Raw genomic sequence first — 14,899 nt, 5'->3', positions numbered from 1 at the left:
CCCTGGTACCCCCGGGGGCTTTGTTCGTTCAACGCAGGAGAGAAGCAGCACATCATGAATAGCCAGTCGGGTGCGCCGGTCGCGGGCGCGCCGTCCTCCGTTTCCTCCTCCGGCGCCGATGCGCGCGCCGAGACCTTTGTCCAGATCGTCGACGTCGTCAAGAAATTCGGCGACACCGAAGCCGTGCGCAGCGTCAACCTGACCGTGCGCCAGGGCGAGCTGTTCGCGCTGCTCGGCAGCTCGGGCTGCGGCAAGTCGACGTTGCTGCGGATGCTCGCGGGCCTCGAGACGGTCACGTCGGGCAAGATCCTGATCGACGGCGAGGATCTCGCGCAGATGCCGCCTTACAAGCGGCCCGTGAACATGATGTTCCAGTCGTATGCGCTTTTTCCGCACATGTCGGTCGAGTCGAACGTCGCGTTCGGTCTCAAGCAGGAAGGCACGCCGAAGGCCGAGCTGAAGGAGCGCGTCGCATCGGCGCTCGAACTCGTGCAGATGAGCAAGTACGCGAAGCGCAAGCCGCATCAGCTGTCGGGCGGCCAGCAGCAGCGCGTCGCGCTCGCGCGCTCGCTGGTCAAGCGTCCGAAGCTGCTGCTGCTCGACGAGCCGATGTCCGCGCTCGACAAGCAGATCCGCCAGCGCACGCAGATCGAGCTCGTCAACATCCTGAACAAGGTCGGCGTCACCTGCATCATGGTCACGCACGACCAGGAAGAGGCGATGACGATGGCGAATCGCCTCGCGGTGATGAGCGAAGGGCAGATCGTGCAGATCGGCTCGCCGAACGAAGTGTACGAATATCCGAACAGCCGCTTCTCGGCGGAATTCATCGGCTCGACGAACCTGTTCGAAGGCGTGACCGTCGAGGACGAGCCCGACCACGTGTACATCGAATCGCCGGAGCTGCCGAGCCGGCTGTACGTGAGCCACGGGATCTCGGGCCCGCTCGGGATGCCGGTCACGGTGTCGGTGCGCCCCGAACGGATCGCGCTCACGCGCAAGCCGCCCGAAGGCGCGTTCAACTGGGCGCGCGGCCGGATCAGCAACGTCGCGTACATGGGCGGCTACTCGCTGTATCACGTGAGGCTCGACGCGGGCAAGACGGTGATCGCGAACGTGTCGAGCCTCGCGATTTCCGAGCTCGACACGCCGTCGCTCGGCGACGAGATCTACGTGCGCTGGAGCGCGACGGCCGGCGTGGTGCTGACGTCATGACCACCTTCAAGTCCATGCTCTCGTGGCCGGTGCGGCGCTTCCACCTGACGGGCGCCACGGCGGTCGTCGCGGGGCCGTTCACGTGGCTCGTGCTGTTCTTCCTCGTGCCGTTCGTGCTGGTCGTCAAGATCAGCTTCGCGGAGCTGCAGCTCGGCATCCCGCCGTACACGGAGCTTGCGTCATATACCGACGGCGTCGTGCACGTCGCGCTGAACCTGTCGCACTATGCGTTCCTGTTCACGGACAGCCTGTATTTCGCGACCTACGTGAACTCGGTGTGGGTGGCCGCGATCACGACGCTGCTGTGTTTGCTGATCGGCTATCCGATGGCGTACTACATCGCGCGCTCGAACCCGGCGACCCGCAACCTGCTGATGATGGGCGTGATGCTGCCGTTCTGGACGTCGTTCCTGATCCGCGTGTACGCGTGGATCGGCATCCTGAAGAACAACGGGCTGCTGAACAACTTCCTGATGTGGATCGGCCTGACCCATACGCCGATCGAGCTGTATCGCACCAACTACGCGGTGTACATCGGGATGGTGTATTCGTACCTGCCGTTTCTCGTGATGCCGCTGTACGCGCACCTGGTGAAGATGGACCTGCGCATGCTCGAAGCCGCTTACGACCTCGGCGCGAAGCCGTGGAAGGCGTTCGTGCAGATCACGCTGCCGTTGTCGAAGAACGGGATCATCGCGGGCTGCCTGCTCGTGTTCATCCCGGCGGTGGGCGAGTACGTGATTCCCGAGCTGCTCGGTGGCGCGAACACGCTGATGATCGGCCGCGTGATGTGGAATGAGTTCTTCAACAACGCAGACTGGCCGATGGCGTCGGCCGTGACCTGCGCGATGGTGCTGCTGCTGCTCGTGCCGATGGCGATGTTCCAGCACTTCCAGGCGAAGGAGCAGGGAGGCCGCCGATGAAGCCGAATCGTTACCTGCAGTTCGCGGCGCTGTTTGCCGGCTTCGCGTTCCTGTATATCCCGATCGTCAGCCTGATCGTCTATTCGTTCAACGAGTCGAAGCTCGTCACCGTGTGGTCGGGCTTCTCGTTCCGCTGGTACGCGGCGCTGGTCGAGGACGACGAGCTGCTGACGGCCGCGTGGCTGTCGCTGAAGATCGGCGTGCTGACCGCGTTCGCGTCGGTGATCATCGGCACCTGGGCCGGTTTCGTGCTCGCCCGGATGGGGCGCTTTCGCGGCTTCGCGCTGTTCAGCGGGATGATCAACGCGCCGCTCGTGATTCCCGAGGTGATTCAGGGGATCTCGCTGCTGCTGCTGTTCATCGAACTGGCGAAGTGGATCGGCTGGCCGGCCGAGCGTGGCGTGTTCACGATCTGGCTCGGTCACGTGATGCTGTGTATCTCGTACGTGGCCATCATCGTGCAGTCGCGCGTGCGCGAGCTGAACCCGTCGCTGGAGGAAGCCGCGCTCGATCTCGGCGCGACGCCGCTGAAGGTGTTCTTCACGATCACGCTGCCGCTGATCTCGCAGGCGCTGATCGCGGGCTGGCTGCTGTCGTTCACGCTGTCGATCGACGACCTCGTGCTGTCGGCGTTCCTGTCGGGTCCCGGCTCGACGACGCTGCCGCTCGTGGTGTTCTCGCGCGTGCGCCTCGGGTTGAATCCGGAGATGAATGCGCTCGCGACGCTGTTCATCGTCGCGGTGACGGCCGGCGTCGTGATCGCGAACTTCGTGATGCTGCGGCAGGAACGCAAGCGGATGGCAGGGTTCGCGACCTGACGTTCAGGTTGTGATCGCGATGGACAACGCCCGGTGCCGACGACGAGTCGGGCCGGGCGTTTTGTTTGACGAGACGGGCTTGCAGATATGCCTCGCAAAAGTGCCGAAGCCGCTTCGAATGGCCGGCGGGCGCCACGGGAGAAAAAATTGAAGATTTCTGAATGGCTTGGCGCAAGTCTGACTGCCGCGATCGTGGCCGGCTTGCTCATCGGCATTTTGTCCGTCAGGGATTTCGGCGGTGTGTCGATCGTTTTTTCCGTGGTTGCTTTCGCGGTTGCATTTCCGGTGGCCATGCTGCTTTCGTATCCGGTCTATTGGGTTGGCACACGTCTTCCGCGGAAGGCGGTCTTGCCGATGCTGGTCATCGTGGGCGGCGTTGCAGGATCGATCGTTCTTGCGGTTTTGACCAACGCGGGATGGCCGGACGTCGCAAGGAACGGAGAAATGGTGTTGCTGTATGCGGCAATCGGAGCGATGTGCGCGGTTTCCGCGCTGGGGTATGTCGAGCGATCCAGCATTGCCGGCAGGCTGCGTGAATGGCTCAAATGACGGTTACGCCGCAGCTGTTTTGTTGACGATGGGCTATCGTTCCGTTGGCCGGTGGTGCCCGTTGCAGTAAAAAACGCCCGGTGCCGACGACGAGTCGGGCCGGGCGTTTTGTTCGGTGGTGCTGCGCGTGGGGCGGCGCCGCTCAGTACGTGAAGCTCTTGCCGGGCGTCGTCCAGACTGCCGTGGCGGCCGTGCACGGCTGGAGCGTCAACGTGCCGCTGGCGGCAGGCGCCAGGCAGCTGCCTGTCGACTGCGACACGAGTTGCGCCGAACCGGGTGCCGTGCCGGTTTTCACCCGCCATTGCTGATCCGACGCACCGGCCGCGCACGTGCGCAGCAGCGCGCCGTTGGTTTGTGCGGTGAGGCAGTAGCTGTACTTGGTCTGCAGCGTACCGTCACCCGCAACGACCCACAGTTGCGGATTGAAGTGCGTGCCGCCGGACGTGCGCACCGATGCGCGTGTCGGACACGCGCCGAGCACGGCCGGATGGCCGTCGGCCAGGCCGCCGGACGCGGTCAGGCAGGTACCGTCCGCTTTCACGAGGCCGGCTGCCGATTGCTGCGGGCCGCCGATCAGCGTCGCGACGCCGTTCGACACGGACGCATTCGCATCGCTGGCCGGGCAGGTCTTGTTGACCGTGACCGACGGCGCCGGCACCGTCACCGCGTTGCCGATCGCGTCGTACGCGTGAATGCCGAACTGCGCGTCCGTGTACGCGATCGACGTGCAACTCGTGCGGCTCGAGTTCCAGTCGAAATATTCGACCCACTGGCTGATCGACGAGACGGGCACCTGCGTCTGCGTCGTGCCGACATAGATGCTGCCGATGTCGAAGCTGTCGCCGGTCGAGCCGGGCGTCACGTCGGTGACGTTGCTCTTGAACCAGCCGGGGCCCTGGTTCGCGTCGGGCGTGATGCGGAACCGGTAGGTGTGGCCGGCCTGCCAGTCGTAGCGATAACGGCACTGCGCGCCCGCGCTGCCGTCGGTCGCCGAGCCGCTGACCGTGCAATAGCTGCCCGCGCCGATGCCGGCGCTCGCGGGCGTGCCGGGCTTCGCGGCGGTCGCGCCCCACAGGCTGAACAGGAATTGCTTGCCGACGCCTTCGCTGGCCGACACCAGCTCGGTCGACTGCAGGCCGGTATAGCCGTGCAGCGAATTGACCTGGTTCGACCAGAACACGTTCGAGTTCGGGCCCGGGTCCGTCTGCGGCGTGATGAACAGGTCGAGGGTGCCGACGCTGCGCACCGTCGACGGAAACCACGTGTTGCTGTAAAGGCCCGGCGTCGAACCGAGGAAGCCGGAGAGTGTGGGTGCCGTGGTGGCGGACAGCGTCGCGAGCCCCGCGGCCGTGTCGGCCGCGATCGTGAAGCTGCGCGCACCCGCCGGCGACAGCGCCGCGACGGGCGGCACGTCGAGCGTGAAGCCGAGCGTGCAGGTGCCGCCGGCCGGCACAGTCATGCCCGACAGTGTCGCGCGCGACGCACCGTCGTCGGTGAGCGTGCCGCCGCAGGTGCTGGTGAGACCGTTCGCGCTGAAGCCGGCCGGCATCCCGATGAACAGCCCGGCGGCTGCGGGCGCGGTGCCGGTGTTGGTGAGCTTGAGCGTGGCCTTGTCGGTTCCACCGACCGATGGCGACAGCGTGGCGAGCGTCAATGCGGCGGTGTAGGCCGGGGTGGCGAAAGCGGTGAGCGGTGCGAACAGCAGCGTGGCAATCGCCGCGCATCCTCGTGTGCTGATGGCCATTACAGGAATCCTTACTAGTTGTTAGATTCGATACCCGTCGCGATGGCGACGCGCCACGAATCTAGCACGGGACTCCCGGCGAATTGTGAAGATTTCGGCATGGCGGCCTCAGCGCGATCCGGGCGCCGGCTCGTTGCCCGCGCCCGATCGTATGCGGCCTTACGCGCCGAACGCCGCCTTCGCCAGCAGCCCGAGCGCGACACACACGAGCACGGCCGCGAACCCGGCCTGCACGTGCCGCGCCGCGAGGTGGTGCGACGCGCCGCGGCCGGCGGCCATGCCGAGCGCGGTCGCGACCGTGAACCACAGCGTCACGTCGAGCGGTGCGCGCGTGCCCGACACGAGCGTCGCGAACACGCCGCCGGTGCCGACGAGCGCGATCACCATCAGCGACGTCGCGACGACGCCATGCATCGACACGTTCGTGAACTTGCGCAGCATCGGCACGATCACGAAGCCGCCGCCGACGCCGAGCAGCCCCGTCATCAGGCCCGTCATCGCACCGGTCGACGCCAGCGCGACGCCGACTGGCCAGGACCACACGAGCCGGCCCGTATCGGGATTCACGCGGCCGACGCACAGCGGGGACGCGTCGGCGTCGACCGGCGCGCGCCGCAGCGCCTGCCGCAACAGGCGACCGGCGACGATCAGCATCGTCAGTGCGAACAGCGCGAGCAGCAGGCGTTGCGGCAGCACGTGCGCGAGCCGCACGCCGAGCGTGGTCAGCGGCACGCCGGCCACGGCCATCAGCAGCGCCGCGCGATAGCGCACGAGCCCGCGGCGGAAACCTTCGAGCGCGCCGAGCGCGGCGCTGCCAGCCACCGCGACGAGCGCGACGGGCGTGGCCTGCTGCATCGGCCAGCCCATGCCGACGACGAGCGCGGGCACCGCGAGGATGCCGCCGCCGGCGCCGGTCAGGCCGAGCACGGCACCGACAAAACCGCCCAGTACGAGGGAGATCAGCATGACGTCAGCGGGCTCCGGTCAACGTGCGATCGCGGGCTTCGCGAGCCATTCGCGGCCCTTGAGCATCGCCTTCCAGTAGAGCGGCGGCAGCACGCGTTCCTTGAGCAGCCACGCGAGCCGCGACGGGCGCTTGCCGTCGATCAGCCACGCGGGGAAGGTCGGCGCGACCTTGCCGCCGTACAGGAATTCGGCGAGCACGATCTTGCCGCGCTCGACGGTGAGCGGGCACGAGCCGTAGCCGTCATACGCGGCATCGCCGTGCGCGCGGCCGAGCGACGCGAGCAGGTTGTGCGCAACGACGGGCGCCTGCTTGCGGGCGGCCGCGGCCGTTTTCGCATTGGTCGTGTTGGTCGCGTCGCCGAGCGCGTAGATGTCCGGAAACTGCCGGTGCCGCAGCGTCGCCGGATCGACGTCGATCCAGCCGGCCGCGTCGGCGAGCGGGCTCGAACGCACGAAGTCGGGCGCCTTCTGCGGCGGCACCACATGGATCATGTCGAACGAGCGCACGACGGTTTCCTTGCCGCCGTCCGGCAGCGCGCGTGCGAACGTCGCGCGGCGTGCGGGCCCGTCGATCGAGACGAGGTTGTGGCCGAACGACAGCGCGATGTCGTAGCTTTTCACGTACTCCATCAGCGCGGGCACGTAGTCGGCGACGCCGAACAGCGCGCCGCCCGCATTCAGGAACTCGACGTTCGCGGCCTCGAGGCGGCCCGCGCGCCGCCAGTGGTCGCACGACAGGTACATCGCCTTCTGCGGCGCACCGGCGCACTTGATCGGCATCGGCGGCTGCGTGAAGAGGGCGTTGCCGCCGCGGAACGCGCGCACGAGCTCCCACGTGTACGGCGCGAGATCGTAGCGGTAGTTCGACGTGACGCCGTTGCGGCCGAGCGTGTCGGCGAGGCCGTCGATCGCGTGCCAGTCGAGCTTGAGCCCCGGGCACACGACGAGCTTGCGATACCCGATGCGGCGGCAGCCGTCGAGCACGACCGTCTGCGCGTCGGGCTCGAAGCCCGCGACGGCGGCCTGGATCCGGTGCACGCCGCGCGGCAGCACGTCGGTCATCCGGCGCGCGGTGGTCTCGGGCCGGAACACGCCCGCGCCAACCATCGTCCAGCCCGGCTGGTAGTAGTGGACGTCGGCCGGATCGATCACCGCGATGTCGAGCGATGCGTCGCGCGCGAGCAGGCTCGATGCGACCGCGATGCCGGCCGCGCCCGCGCCGACGATCACGATGTCGTGCCGCGCGTCGACGGCCGGTACCGCCTGCCTGCCGCCTTGCACGACCCGCGAGGCGAGCGCGCGCAGGTCGTAGCCGGCCGCAGCGGCCGTCGCGACGATGTCGTTCAGCGGGCGCAGGCCGGCTTGCGACAGCGCCCACAGCGTGGCCGAACGCGTGCCGCTGCGGCAGTACGCGAGCACCGGGCCTTCAAGCGACGCGACGAGCGCGCCGAACTGCGTGGCCTGGTCGTCGGTCACCTTGCCCGTATCGACCGGCAGGTAATGCACGTCGATGCCGAGCGGCGCTGCGGCGGCGCGGATTTCGGTGACGGTCGGCTGGTCGGGGCCTTCGCCGTCGGGGCGGTTGCAGATGATCGCGCGGATGCCGGCCGCGTGAAGCGCGGGCAGGTCGGCCGCCGCGATCTGCGGCGAGACCGACAGCGCGTCGGTCAGCTTGCGGATGGTCATGTCGGGGTTCTCCGGGTGGGGCGCGCGGCTCAGATCGCGTCGAGCGGGATCTTCAGGTAGCGCACGCCGTTGTTTTCGGGCTCGGGCAGGTGGCCGGCGCGCATGTTGACCTGCACGGACGGCAGCATCAGCACCGGCATCGCGAGCGTGGCGTCGCGCGCGGTGCGCATCGCGACGAAATCGTCCTCGGTCACGCCGTCCTTCACGTGCACGTTCGCGTGGCGCTGCTCGGCCACGGTCGTCTCGAACTGCACGTCGCGGCCGCCTGGCTGGTAGTCGTGGCACAGGTACAGGCGCGTGTCGGGCGGCAGGCCGAGCACGCGCGCGATCGAGCGGTACAGCGTGCGCGCGTCGCCGCCCGGGAAGTCGCAGCGCGCCGTGCCGTAGTCGGGCATGAACAGCGTGTCGCCGACGAAGGCCGCGCGCTGCGTCGCGTCGTCGACGCAGTAGGTCATGCACGCGGGCGTGTGGCCCGGCGTATGCAGCGCGCGGATCGTCAGCGCGCCGAGCGCGAGCGTGTCGCCGTCGTCGAGCAGCCGGTCGAACTGGCGGCCGTCCTGCGCGAAGCCGGGGCCCGCGTTGAACAGCGTGCCGAACACGTGCTGCACGCGGCGCACGTGCGAACCGATCGCGATCCGGCCGCCGACGTGTTCCTTCAGGTACGGCGCGGCCGACAGGTGGTCGGCGTGCACATGGGTTTCCAGCAGCCAGTGCACGTCCGCGCCGAGTTCGGCGACGCGGGCGATCAGCCGGTCGGCGCTGGCCGTGTGGGTGCGGCCGGATTTCGGGTCGTAGTCGAGCACGCTGTCGATCAGCGCGCACGCGCGGCTCGCGGTATCGAGCAGCAGATAGCTGACGGTGTGGGTCGCCGGGTCGAAAAAGCCTTCGACCGACAGGGTGGTGGCATCGCTCACGGGGTGTCCTCGATCGGGTTCTGCATCTTTCATCGGGATCGGTAACTCAAGAAGCGTGCCAGCCTGCATCGCAGTGCCGGCCGATCTGCCAGGGACTTGATTTAGTTCGGGTTTTGGGCGCGGCCGCAGCGATGCACAGGCGTCGGCGGCATCCGTCCGACACGGTGGACTGCCACAACTGGCAGTGTCATGGCAGAATTGGCAGTCCGCCTGGCAGTTCGTCAGGCAGCCCCTTCACCGAGCGTCCGCATGAATCCGCACGACACCATCCCGATCGTCCCCGCGCCGCGCCACGACGTCATGCCCGACGTGCGCGCGCTCGTCGCGTATCTCGAGCAGGATCCGCAACCGACGATCGTCGTCGATCCCGACTACCGCATCCTCGCGGCGAACGATGCGTACCGGCGCCAGTTCGGCGTCGCCGGCGTCGAGCACGTGGGCCGGCACTGCTTCGAGGTCTCGCATCACTACGAGGTGCCGTGCGACCAGGCCGGCGAGCATTGCCCGATGAAGCAGGCGCTCGAATCGCGCGGGCTGAATCGCGTACTGCACATCCACCACACACCGCGCGGCCCCGAGCATGTCGACGTCGAATTGCGGCCGATCTTCGATGCGCACGGCAACGTAATCGCGTACGTCGAGCGGCTGACGACGGTGCGCAGCGCATCCGCGCAGCCGAGTGCGGAAGGGCTCGTCGGCGGTGCCGATGCGTTCAATGCGGCGCTCGGCGCATTGCAGCGCGTGGCGCCCTCGATGCTGCCGGTGCTGCTGCTCGGCGAATCGGGCACCGGCAAGGAACTGTTCGCCCGTGCGCTGCACGAGGCGAGCGATCGCGCGATGGGGCCGTTCGTCGTCGTCGATTGCTCGGGGATCGCCGAGACGCTGTTCGAGAGCGAACTGTTCGGCTACGAGAAGGGCGCGTTCACGGGGGCGAACCAGCGCAAGCCGGGCCTCGTCGAGACCGCGCAGGGCGGCACGCTGTTTCTCGACGAGATCGGCGACGTGCCGCTGCCGATGCAGGTGAAGCTGCTGCGGCTGATCGAGTCGGGCACGTTCCGCCGTGTCGGCGGCGTCGAGGCGCTGCGCGCGGATTTCCGGCTGGTCGCGGCGACGCACAAGCCGCTGCGCGAGATGATCGACGACGGCCGGTTCCGGCAGGATCTCTACTACCGGATCAATGCGTTTCCGATTCCGTTGCCGGCATTGCGCGACCGGCGCGGGGACGTCGCGCTGCTGGCCGAGTCGATCCTGCGGCGGATCGCGAACACGCGCGCCAGTGCGGGCGACGCGGGCGCGCGGCCGTTCGCGGCCCGGCCGTTCGTGCTGACCGAGCGCGCGCGGGCGTGTCTCGATGCGTATGCGTGGCCGGGCAACATCCGCGAGCTGCGCAACGTGCTCGAGCGCGCGTGCCTGTTCGCGGACGACGGGGCGATCCGCGTCGAGCATCTGCCGGCCGAGCTGGTTGTCGCGTCGGCGGTGCCGCAGGAGGGGGCGGCTGGTGTGCTGACGGATGCCGAACTCGTGCGGATCGCGAGCGGGTTCGCCGGCACGCGCAAGGCACTGGCCGAACGGACGGGAATGAGCGAGCGGACGCTGTACCGCCGCCTGAAGGCGCTCGGGCTCGGGTCGCGCGGTGGGTGAGCGGGGCGCATCGAAGGGGTGGCAGCGCGATGTGGCCATGCGGATAATGGCGCGTTCAATCCGGGGTCGTCTTCATTCATGAAACAGGTCCTTGCCGCGAGCCGCTGGCTCGCCGTTGCCGCCGTCGCGTCGTGGCTCAACCCGGTGCAGGCTGCCGAATACAAGTGGACCGACGCGGCCGGCGCACATGCCGTCACGTTCGCGACCACCGAACAGGGCGACGACGTGCATCTCCGGGTGGTCGGCACGCTGAACGGGCAGACCGACTGGTCGGTGCGTGACGACGTGACCGAATGCGGCGAGGACAAGGTGCTCGACGTCGTGCCCGCGTCGGTCGAGATGCCCGACCTGCTCGGCAACGGCCGCAGGCAGTTCCTGTTTGCGTACAAGATCGGCTGCCGCGGCGACGTCAGCCCCGATGCAGTCAAGTACTTCCTGATCGACCAGGGGAAAAAGTACGTACTGCGCGGCGAGGAAGTGCTGACGCACCGGGGCAAGCGTTTCGACGGCGGCGCGGCGCCCGTGCCGAATGCGGACCTGAAAGCCCAACCCGCGTTCCTGCGCTACATGACGAAGCATTGGCACGGGATCAGCGTGCGCGACTATCAATAGGCACGCGCTCGGCGGTCGCGACGGTGCGTGCGACACGCGCCTGTCGACGCGAGGCTAACATGCCGCGCGATAATAAATCATGTCTGAACGACGATTAATTATCGTTTTACGATAATTATCGGTGTACACTCGACGCACGTTCATTCCCCGTCGAGGACTTCGCATGCATTCCGATCGCATTGCCCGTATCAGCCAGCAGATGGCCACCGTCACGCTGTGGTTCATCGTCGGCATGCTGGTGCTCAACGCCGCGTGCTGGGCGTTTCCGTCGCTGAACACGGCCTCCGGGCCCGGCCTCGTATTCGGCCTCACCGATTCGGTGATCTCGAACCTGAGCGTGGACGTCGCCGCCTTCCCGTGGTGGCAGAAGGCGGTCGGCATCCTGCTGTCGAGCGTGCCGCTGATCGCGCTCGCGAACGGCCTGCGTCATCTGCGCGCGCTGTTCCGTACCTACGCGCGCCGCGACTATTTCTCCGCGCAAGCTGCCGGCCATCTCGGCAAGACGGGCCGGGCGATCGGCCTGTGGGTGTTGCTGAGCCTGCTGTGCGAACCGCTTCTGAGCGTGTGGGCGACGTTGCGCGAACCGGTCGGCCATCGCGTGGTCAGCATCGGCTTCAGCCTGCCGTACGTGGTCGCGCTGTTCACCGCGGCCTGCATTGCGGTCATCGCGCACATTCTCCGGCAGGCGAGCGAGCTCGATGCCGAACATCGCCAGTTCGTCTGAGGCGCGCCATGTCGATCGTGGTCAAGCTCGATGTGATGCTCGCGACGCGCAAGGTCCGCTCGAAGGATCTCGCGGCGGCCGTTGGCATCACCGAACAGAATCTGTCGCTGCTCAAGCAAGGGAAGGTCAAGGGCATCCGTTTCGCGACGCTCGAGGCGATCTGCCGCTATCTCGACTGCCAGCCCGGCGACCTGCTCGCGTTCAGCGATGACGGCGTCGGCGAGGCGGACTGACACATCGCAACCGCCAGGTGGCGGGGCGGCGCCGGTCGCGCGTCGTCGCGCCGGCCGTGCGCCGCGCGCGGGTTGCAAAGGGTGAAGCGGACGGCGCGCGGGCAATCCGCCCGCCGCCCGCACCGTCATGCGCTCAATGCGCTCAACGTGTTCATTGCGCGGGCGCAAGCTGCGCCATCGCGTCCCGCACGAAACCGATCAACGTGTCGTCGATCCACGAATCCTGCGTCAGTGACGGCTCGTTCATCATCGCGTGGCGGAATTTCGCATGCGTGGCCGGATCGGTGCCGGCATAGCTGCAGAACAGCGCGAGCCAGCGCTGCGCGAGCGCGCGGCCTTCCGGTGAATCCGGCTTGGCGCCCGCATCGATCGCATCGCGCACGTCGCCCATCAGTTGAGGCCATGCCATCGCGCTTTCGCCGTAGTGTGCCCGCATGAAGCGGATCTCGTCCGGCGCGAGATACTTCTCGAAGATCCGCATCTTGGTTTCCGACGACGCGCGCAGCACATAGTCGCGCAACGCAGTCGAAATGCCGATCTTCGACTGCATCGCCGGTTCGTGTTCGTGCATCAGGTTCAGCTTCGCCAGCAGCCGCGGGTCGTTGTTCGTGTCGCGCACGAGCAGCGCCATCCAGCGGCTGGCGAGCACACGGGTGCGGTCGTCCTCGGCGGGCACGCCCGCGTCGTGCAGCGCGCGGACTGAGCCGACAAGCGCGATCCATTCGGCGTCGCCCGCCTGGCTCTTCTGGTACATCGGCAGGCGCGCGAGTTCTTCCTCGGAAAAATATTTGTCGTACACGGTCATCAACTCCAGTGTGGTGAGCCAATCAGCCAGCTCCGGCTCCGTACCCGCGGCAAGCTGCGCATGCAGGCTGACGAGCCGCTCGCGCAGCTGCGAGGTCTGCGCAAGCTGACGGTCGAGCAGCGCGATCTGCTTCGCGACGAGCTCGACGAGCGGGGTGTCGGGCTGGTTCAGGTGGTCGCCGATTTCGGTGAGCGACAGGCCGAAGCGACGCAGCGCCTGGATCTGGTGGAGCCGGGCGATGTCGTGGCGGTCGTACAGCCGGTAGCCGTTGTCGGCGCGCGCCGAAGGCGTCAGCAGACCGATCGCGTGATAGTGATGAAGCGTGCGGACGGTCAGCCCGCTGCGTTTCGCCAGTTCTCCCACTTTCAGTCGCATTCGTTCCTCCGTTCGGTACGCACACTGGAGTCTCGAACGTTACGCTACGTGAGGGTCAAGCGGAAGATCGGGAATCGGGTACGCGGGGGGATTTCGCGCGCACCCGACGGCAGGGCTGGTTTATTGCGGCGCAGGCGGAGTGTCGGCGGTGGCGGCGCGTGCTTGCTGGCCGGTTGGGTTGTCGGCCGCCTTGTCGATCTTGCCGGACGGGCCGGACTTGTCGGCCTTGTCGACCGGCGGCGTGCCCATCGCCTGGTAAAGCCGTGCGGTATCCGCGAACCGCGCGCCGGTCGCACGGATCTCGTCGAGCCGCGCGTTGCGATACTGCAGCTCGCTGGCACGCGCGGCCGACGGCGGCAGTGCGCCGAGCCGCACGCGGGCCGCCGCGTCGTCGTACGCGCCGCGCGCGGACAGTGCGGCGCGGGACGACGCGTCGAGCGCCTCGGCATCGTGTTCGAGCGCCGCGAGCGCATCGGCGACGTTCTGGAATGCGCCGAGCACGGCCTGCTTGTACTGGTCGACCGCGGCCTCGTAGGTCGCCTTCGCCGCGCGGCGCTGTGCGAGCAGGGCACCGCCGTGGAAGATCGGCTGGCTCAGCGATGCGCCGATGTTCCAGATCGAACCGGCGCCCGACAGCATCGTCGGCCAGCTGAAGCCGCCTTTACCCATCGCAGCCGACAGCGACAGCTGCGGGAACATCTGCGCGGTCGCGAGGCCCACTTCGGCCGCGGCCGCCTTCAGCCCCGCGTCGGCCGCCTGGATGTCCGGGCGGCTTTGCAGCAGGTCCGACGGCACGACGACGGGCACCTGTTCGGGCAGGTGCAGATCGGCGAGCGTGAGGTCGGCCGGCGGCCGGTCGGGCGTGCGGCCGACCAGCACCGCGAGCGCATGGCGTGCCGAGTCGCGTTGCTGGCGCAGCGCGGGCAGGCTCGCCGCGAACGTGTCGGCGCTTTGCCGCGCGTTCAGTGCGTCGCTGCGCGAGGCGGAACCGAGCGCGTAGCGGCGTTCGGCGTCGTGCGCCTGGTCGTTGGCGAGCGCGACGAGCCGCTCGGTCGTGTGGATCTGCGCGTTCAGCACCGACACCGTGATCGACGCGGTGACGATGTTCGCGGCCAGCGCGCGCCGCGCGGATTCGAGCTGGAACGCGCTGACGTCGACACGTCGTGCCAGCGCGCGGTTCGCGAAACGCGACGCGCCGAACAGGTCGATCGTGTAGCTCGCCTGCAGCTGCCCGACGAACGTGTCGTACAGCAGTGTCGGCGCGCCGAGCGCGGGAATCGGCACGCCGAGCGCACGCTGGCGCGTGGCCTGGCCGCCCGCTTCGATCGACGGCAGCATCGAGCTGCCGATCTGCCCGCGCAACTGTTCGCGCGCGGCATCGAGCGAGTGCGATGCCGCGCTCAAGGTCGGGCTGTTGCGCAGCCCTTCGTCGACGAGCGCATTCAGCGCATCGGAGCGGTACTGTTTCCACCAGTCGGGCACCGGCTGCGCGCCGACCTCGAACTGCTGCGCGACGCCTTGCGCGGACACCGTCTGCTGGACTTGCAGCGTGGTGCCGTAATGCGCGGGAGACGGCATCGCGGGCGGCTCGCCGCTCGGCGCGAACCAGGAACAGCCCGCGAGCGGGCCGGCGAGGCTCGCCACGGCGAGTGCCCGCACGGCTTGTGTTTTCAGGTTCATCGATCGATCCATGG

General features: G+C 68.0%; 14 protein-coding genes. 8 read left to right on the top strand and 6 right to left on the bottom strand.

Annotated elements, in window-relative coordinates; translation table 11 throughout:
- Positions 1 to 54: 54 nt before the first annotated feature.
- The 4 genes from QZM67_RS16040 (at position 55) to QZM67_RS16025 (ending at position 3,505) form a co-directional block, all read left to right on the top strand.
- Complete coding sequence (locus QZM67_RS16040; protein WP_175021089.1) at positions 55 to 1,215, top strand: ABC transporter ATP-binding protein; 1,161 nt, start codon at positions 55 to 57, stop codon at positions 1,213 to 1,215.
- Entirely contained in the window at positions 1,212 to 2,138 is a 927-nt protein-coding gene (locus tag QZM67_RS16035; protein ID WP_301804734.1) for an ABC transporter permease subunit, read from the top strand. Before QZM67_RS16040 ends, QZM67_RS16035 begins: the two co-directional genes overlap by 4 nt.
- Positions 2,135 to 2,956: an ABC transporter permease subunit gene (locus QZM67_RS16030; protein ID WP_043183029.1), complete on the top strand. Its 822-nt coding sequence runs from the start codon at positions 2,135 to 2,137 to the stop codon at positions 2,954 to 2,956. The genes QZM67_RS16035 and QZM67_RS16030 overlap by 4 nt, the downstream gene beginning before the upstream one ends.
- A 147-nt stretch (positions 2,957 to 3,103) precedes the next feature.
- On the top strand, positions 3,104 to 3,505 hold the full coding sequence (locus tag QZM67_RS16025; protein WP_175021087.1) for a hypothetical protein: 402 nt from the start codon (positions 3,104 to 3,106) through the stop codon (positions 3,503 to 3,505).
- 142 nt (positions 3,506 to 3,647) lie between these two features.
- Here the strand turns inward: QZM67_RS16025 and QZM67_RS16020 are convergent, their stop codons facing one another.
- From QZM67_RS16020 to QZM67_RS16005, 4 genes are all read right to left on the bottom strand, one after another.
- Positions 3,648 to 5,249 (bottom strand): DUF3472 domain-containing protein, encoded by a 1,602-nt coding sequence (locus QZM67_RS16020; RefSeq protein ID WP_301804731.1) that lies wholly within the window; start codon positions 5,247 to 5,249, stop codon positions 3,648 to 3,650.
- Positions 5,250 to 5,408: 159 nt separating this feature from the next.
- A complete protein-coding gene (locus tag QZM67_RS16015) occupies positions 5,409 to 6,215 on the bottom strand; it encodes a sulfite exporter TauE/SafE family protein (RefSeq protein ID WP_175021085.1) in 807 nt (268 codons plus the stop codon).
- A gap of 18 nt (positions 6,216 to 6,233) precedes the next feature.
- Positions 6,234 to 7,901, bottom strand: coding sequence for a bifunctional protein tyrosine phosphatase family protein/NAD(P)/FAD-dependent oxidoreductase (locus tag QZM67_RS16010; protein WP_301804728.1), 1,668 nt, complete (start codon positions 7,899 to 7,901; stop codon positions 6,234 to 6,236).
- A 29-nt stretch (positions 7,902 to 7,930) separates the two neighbouring features.
- Complete coding sequence (locus tag QZM67_RS16005) at positions 7,931 to 8,815, bottom strand: MBL fold metallo-hydrolase (RefSeq protein ID WP_043183021.1); 885 nt, start codon at positions 8,813 to 8,815, stop codon at positions 7,931 to 7,933.
- A gap of 249 nt (positions 8,816 to 9,064) precedes the next feature.
- Between QZM67_RS16005 and QZM67_RS16000 the strand changes: the two genes are divergently transcribed.
- From QZM67_RS16000 to QZM67_RS15985, 4 genes are all read left to right on the top strand, one after another.
- Positions 9,065 to 10,456, top strand: coding sequence for a sigma-54-dependent Fis family transcriptional regulator (locus QZM67_RS16000; protein ID WP_301804726.1), 1,392 nt, complete (start codon positions 9,065 to 9,067; stop codon positions 10,454 to 10,456).
- A gap of 78 nt (positions 10,457 to 10,534) precedes the next feature.
- On the top strand, positions 10,535 to 11,068 hold the full coding sequence (locus tag QZM67_RS15995) for a M949_RS01915 family surface polysaccharide biosynthesis protein (protein WP_301804723.1): 534 nt from the start codon (positions 10,535 to 10,537) through the stop codon (positions 11,066 to 11,068).
- Positions 11,069 to 11,231: 163 nt separating this feature from the next.
- Positions 11,232 to 11,792, top strand: a complete 561-nt coding sequence (locus QZM67_RS15990) for a DUF2975 domain-containing protein (protein ID WP_301804721.1) — start codon at positions 11,232 to 11,234, stop codon at positions 11,790 to 11,792.
- A gap of 8 nt (positions 11,793 to 11,800) precedes the next feature.
- Positions 11,801 to 12,025: a helix-turn-helix transcriptional regulator gene (locus QZM67_RS15985; RefSeq protein WP_174916917.1), complete on the top strand. Its 225-nt coding sequence runs from the start codon at positions 11,801 to 11,803 to the stop codon at positions 12,023 to 12,025.
- 151 nt (positions 12,026 to 12,176) lie between these two features.
- Here QZM67_RS15985 and QZM67_RS15980 read toward each other — a convergent pair whose 3' ends face one another.
- The gene (locus QZM67_RS15980; RefSeq protein WP_301804714.1) at positions 12,177 to 13,205 is read right to left on the bottom strand and encodes a MerR family transcriptional regulator; all 1,029 of its coding nucleotides are present in this window, start codon (positions 13,203 to 13,205) and stop codon (positions 12,177 to 12,179) included.
- A 120-nt stretch (positions 13,206 to 13,325) separates the two neighbouring features.
- Positions 13,326 to 14,897: an efflux transporter outer membrane subunit gene (locus tag QZM67_RS15975; protein ID WP_301804712.1), complete on the bottom strand. Its 1,572-nt coding sequence runs from the start codon at positions 14,895 to 14,897 to the stop codon at positions 13,326 to 13,328.
- Positions 14,898 to 14,899: the final 2 nt, after the last annotated feature.

It is taken from the genome of Burkholderia sp. AU45251 (assembly GCF_030482905.1).
GTDB lineage: Bacteria > Pseudomonadota > Gammaproteobacteria > Burkholderiales > Burkholderiaceae > Burkholderia > Burkholderia aenigmatica.
Note: the sequence above shows the minus strand (reverse complement) of the source record. Positions and strands in the feature narration are given on the sequence as shown.

Bases quoted from the DNA above. Each gene is read 5' to 3' on its own strand.
- QZM67_RS15985 (WP_174916917.1), top strand. From the start codon at position 11,801: ATGTCGATCGTGGTCAAGCTCGATGTGATGCTCGCGACGCGCAAGGTC.
- QZM67_RS16015 (WP_175021085.1), bottom strand. From the start codon at position 6,215: ATGCTGATCTCCCTCGTACTGGGCGGTTTTGTCGGTGCCGTGCTCGGC.
- QZM67_RS16020 (WP_301804731.1), bottom strand. From the start codon at position 5,249: ATGGCCATCAGCACACGAGGATGCGCGGCGATTGCCACGCTGCTGTTC.
- QZM67_RS15975 (WP_301804712.1), bottom strand. From the start codon at position 14,897: ATGGATCGATCGATGAACCTGAAAACACAAGCCGTGCGGGCACTCGCC.
- QZM67_RS15990 (WP_301804721.1), top strand. From the start codon at position 11,232: ATGCATTCCGATCGCATTGCCCGTATCAGCCAGCAGATGGCCACCGTC.
- QZM67_RS15995 (WP_301804723.1), top strand. From the start codon at position 10,535: ATGAAACAGGTCCTTGCCGCGAGCCGCTGGCTCGCCGTTGCCGCCGTC.
- QZM67_RS15980 (WP_301804714.1), bottom strand. From the start codon at position 13,205: ATGCGACTGAAAGTGGGAGAACTGGCGAAACGCAGCGGGCTGACCGTC.
- QZM67_RS16030 (WP_043183029.1), top strand. From the start codon at position 2,135: ATGAAGCCGAATCGTTACCTGCAGTTCGCGGCGCTGTTTGCCGGCTTC.
- QZM67_RS16040 (WP_175021089.1), top strand. From the start codon at position 55: ATGAATAGCCAGTCGGGTGCGCCGGTCGCGGGCGCGCCGTCCTCCGTT.
- QZM67_RS16000 (WP_301804726.1), top strand. From the start codon at position 9,065: ATGAATCCGCACGACACCATCCCGATCGTCCCCGCGCCGCGCCACGAC.
- QZM67_RS16010 (WP_301804728.1), bottom strand. From the start codon at position 7,901: ATGACCATCCGCAAGCTGACCGACGCGCTGTCGGTCTCGCCGCAGATC.
- QZM67_RS16035 (WP_301804734.1), top strand. From the start codon at position 1,212: ATGACCACCTTCAAGTCCATGCTCTCGTGGCCGGTGCGGCGCTTCCAC.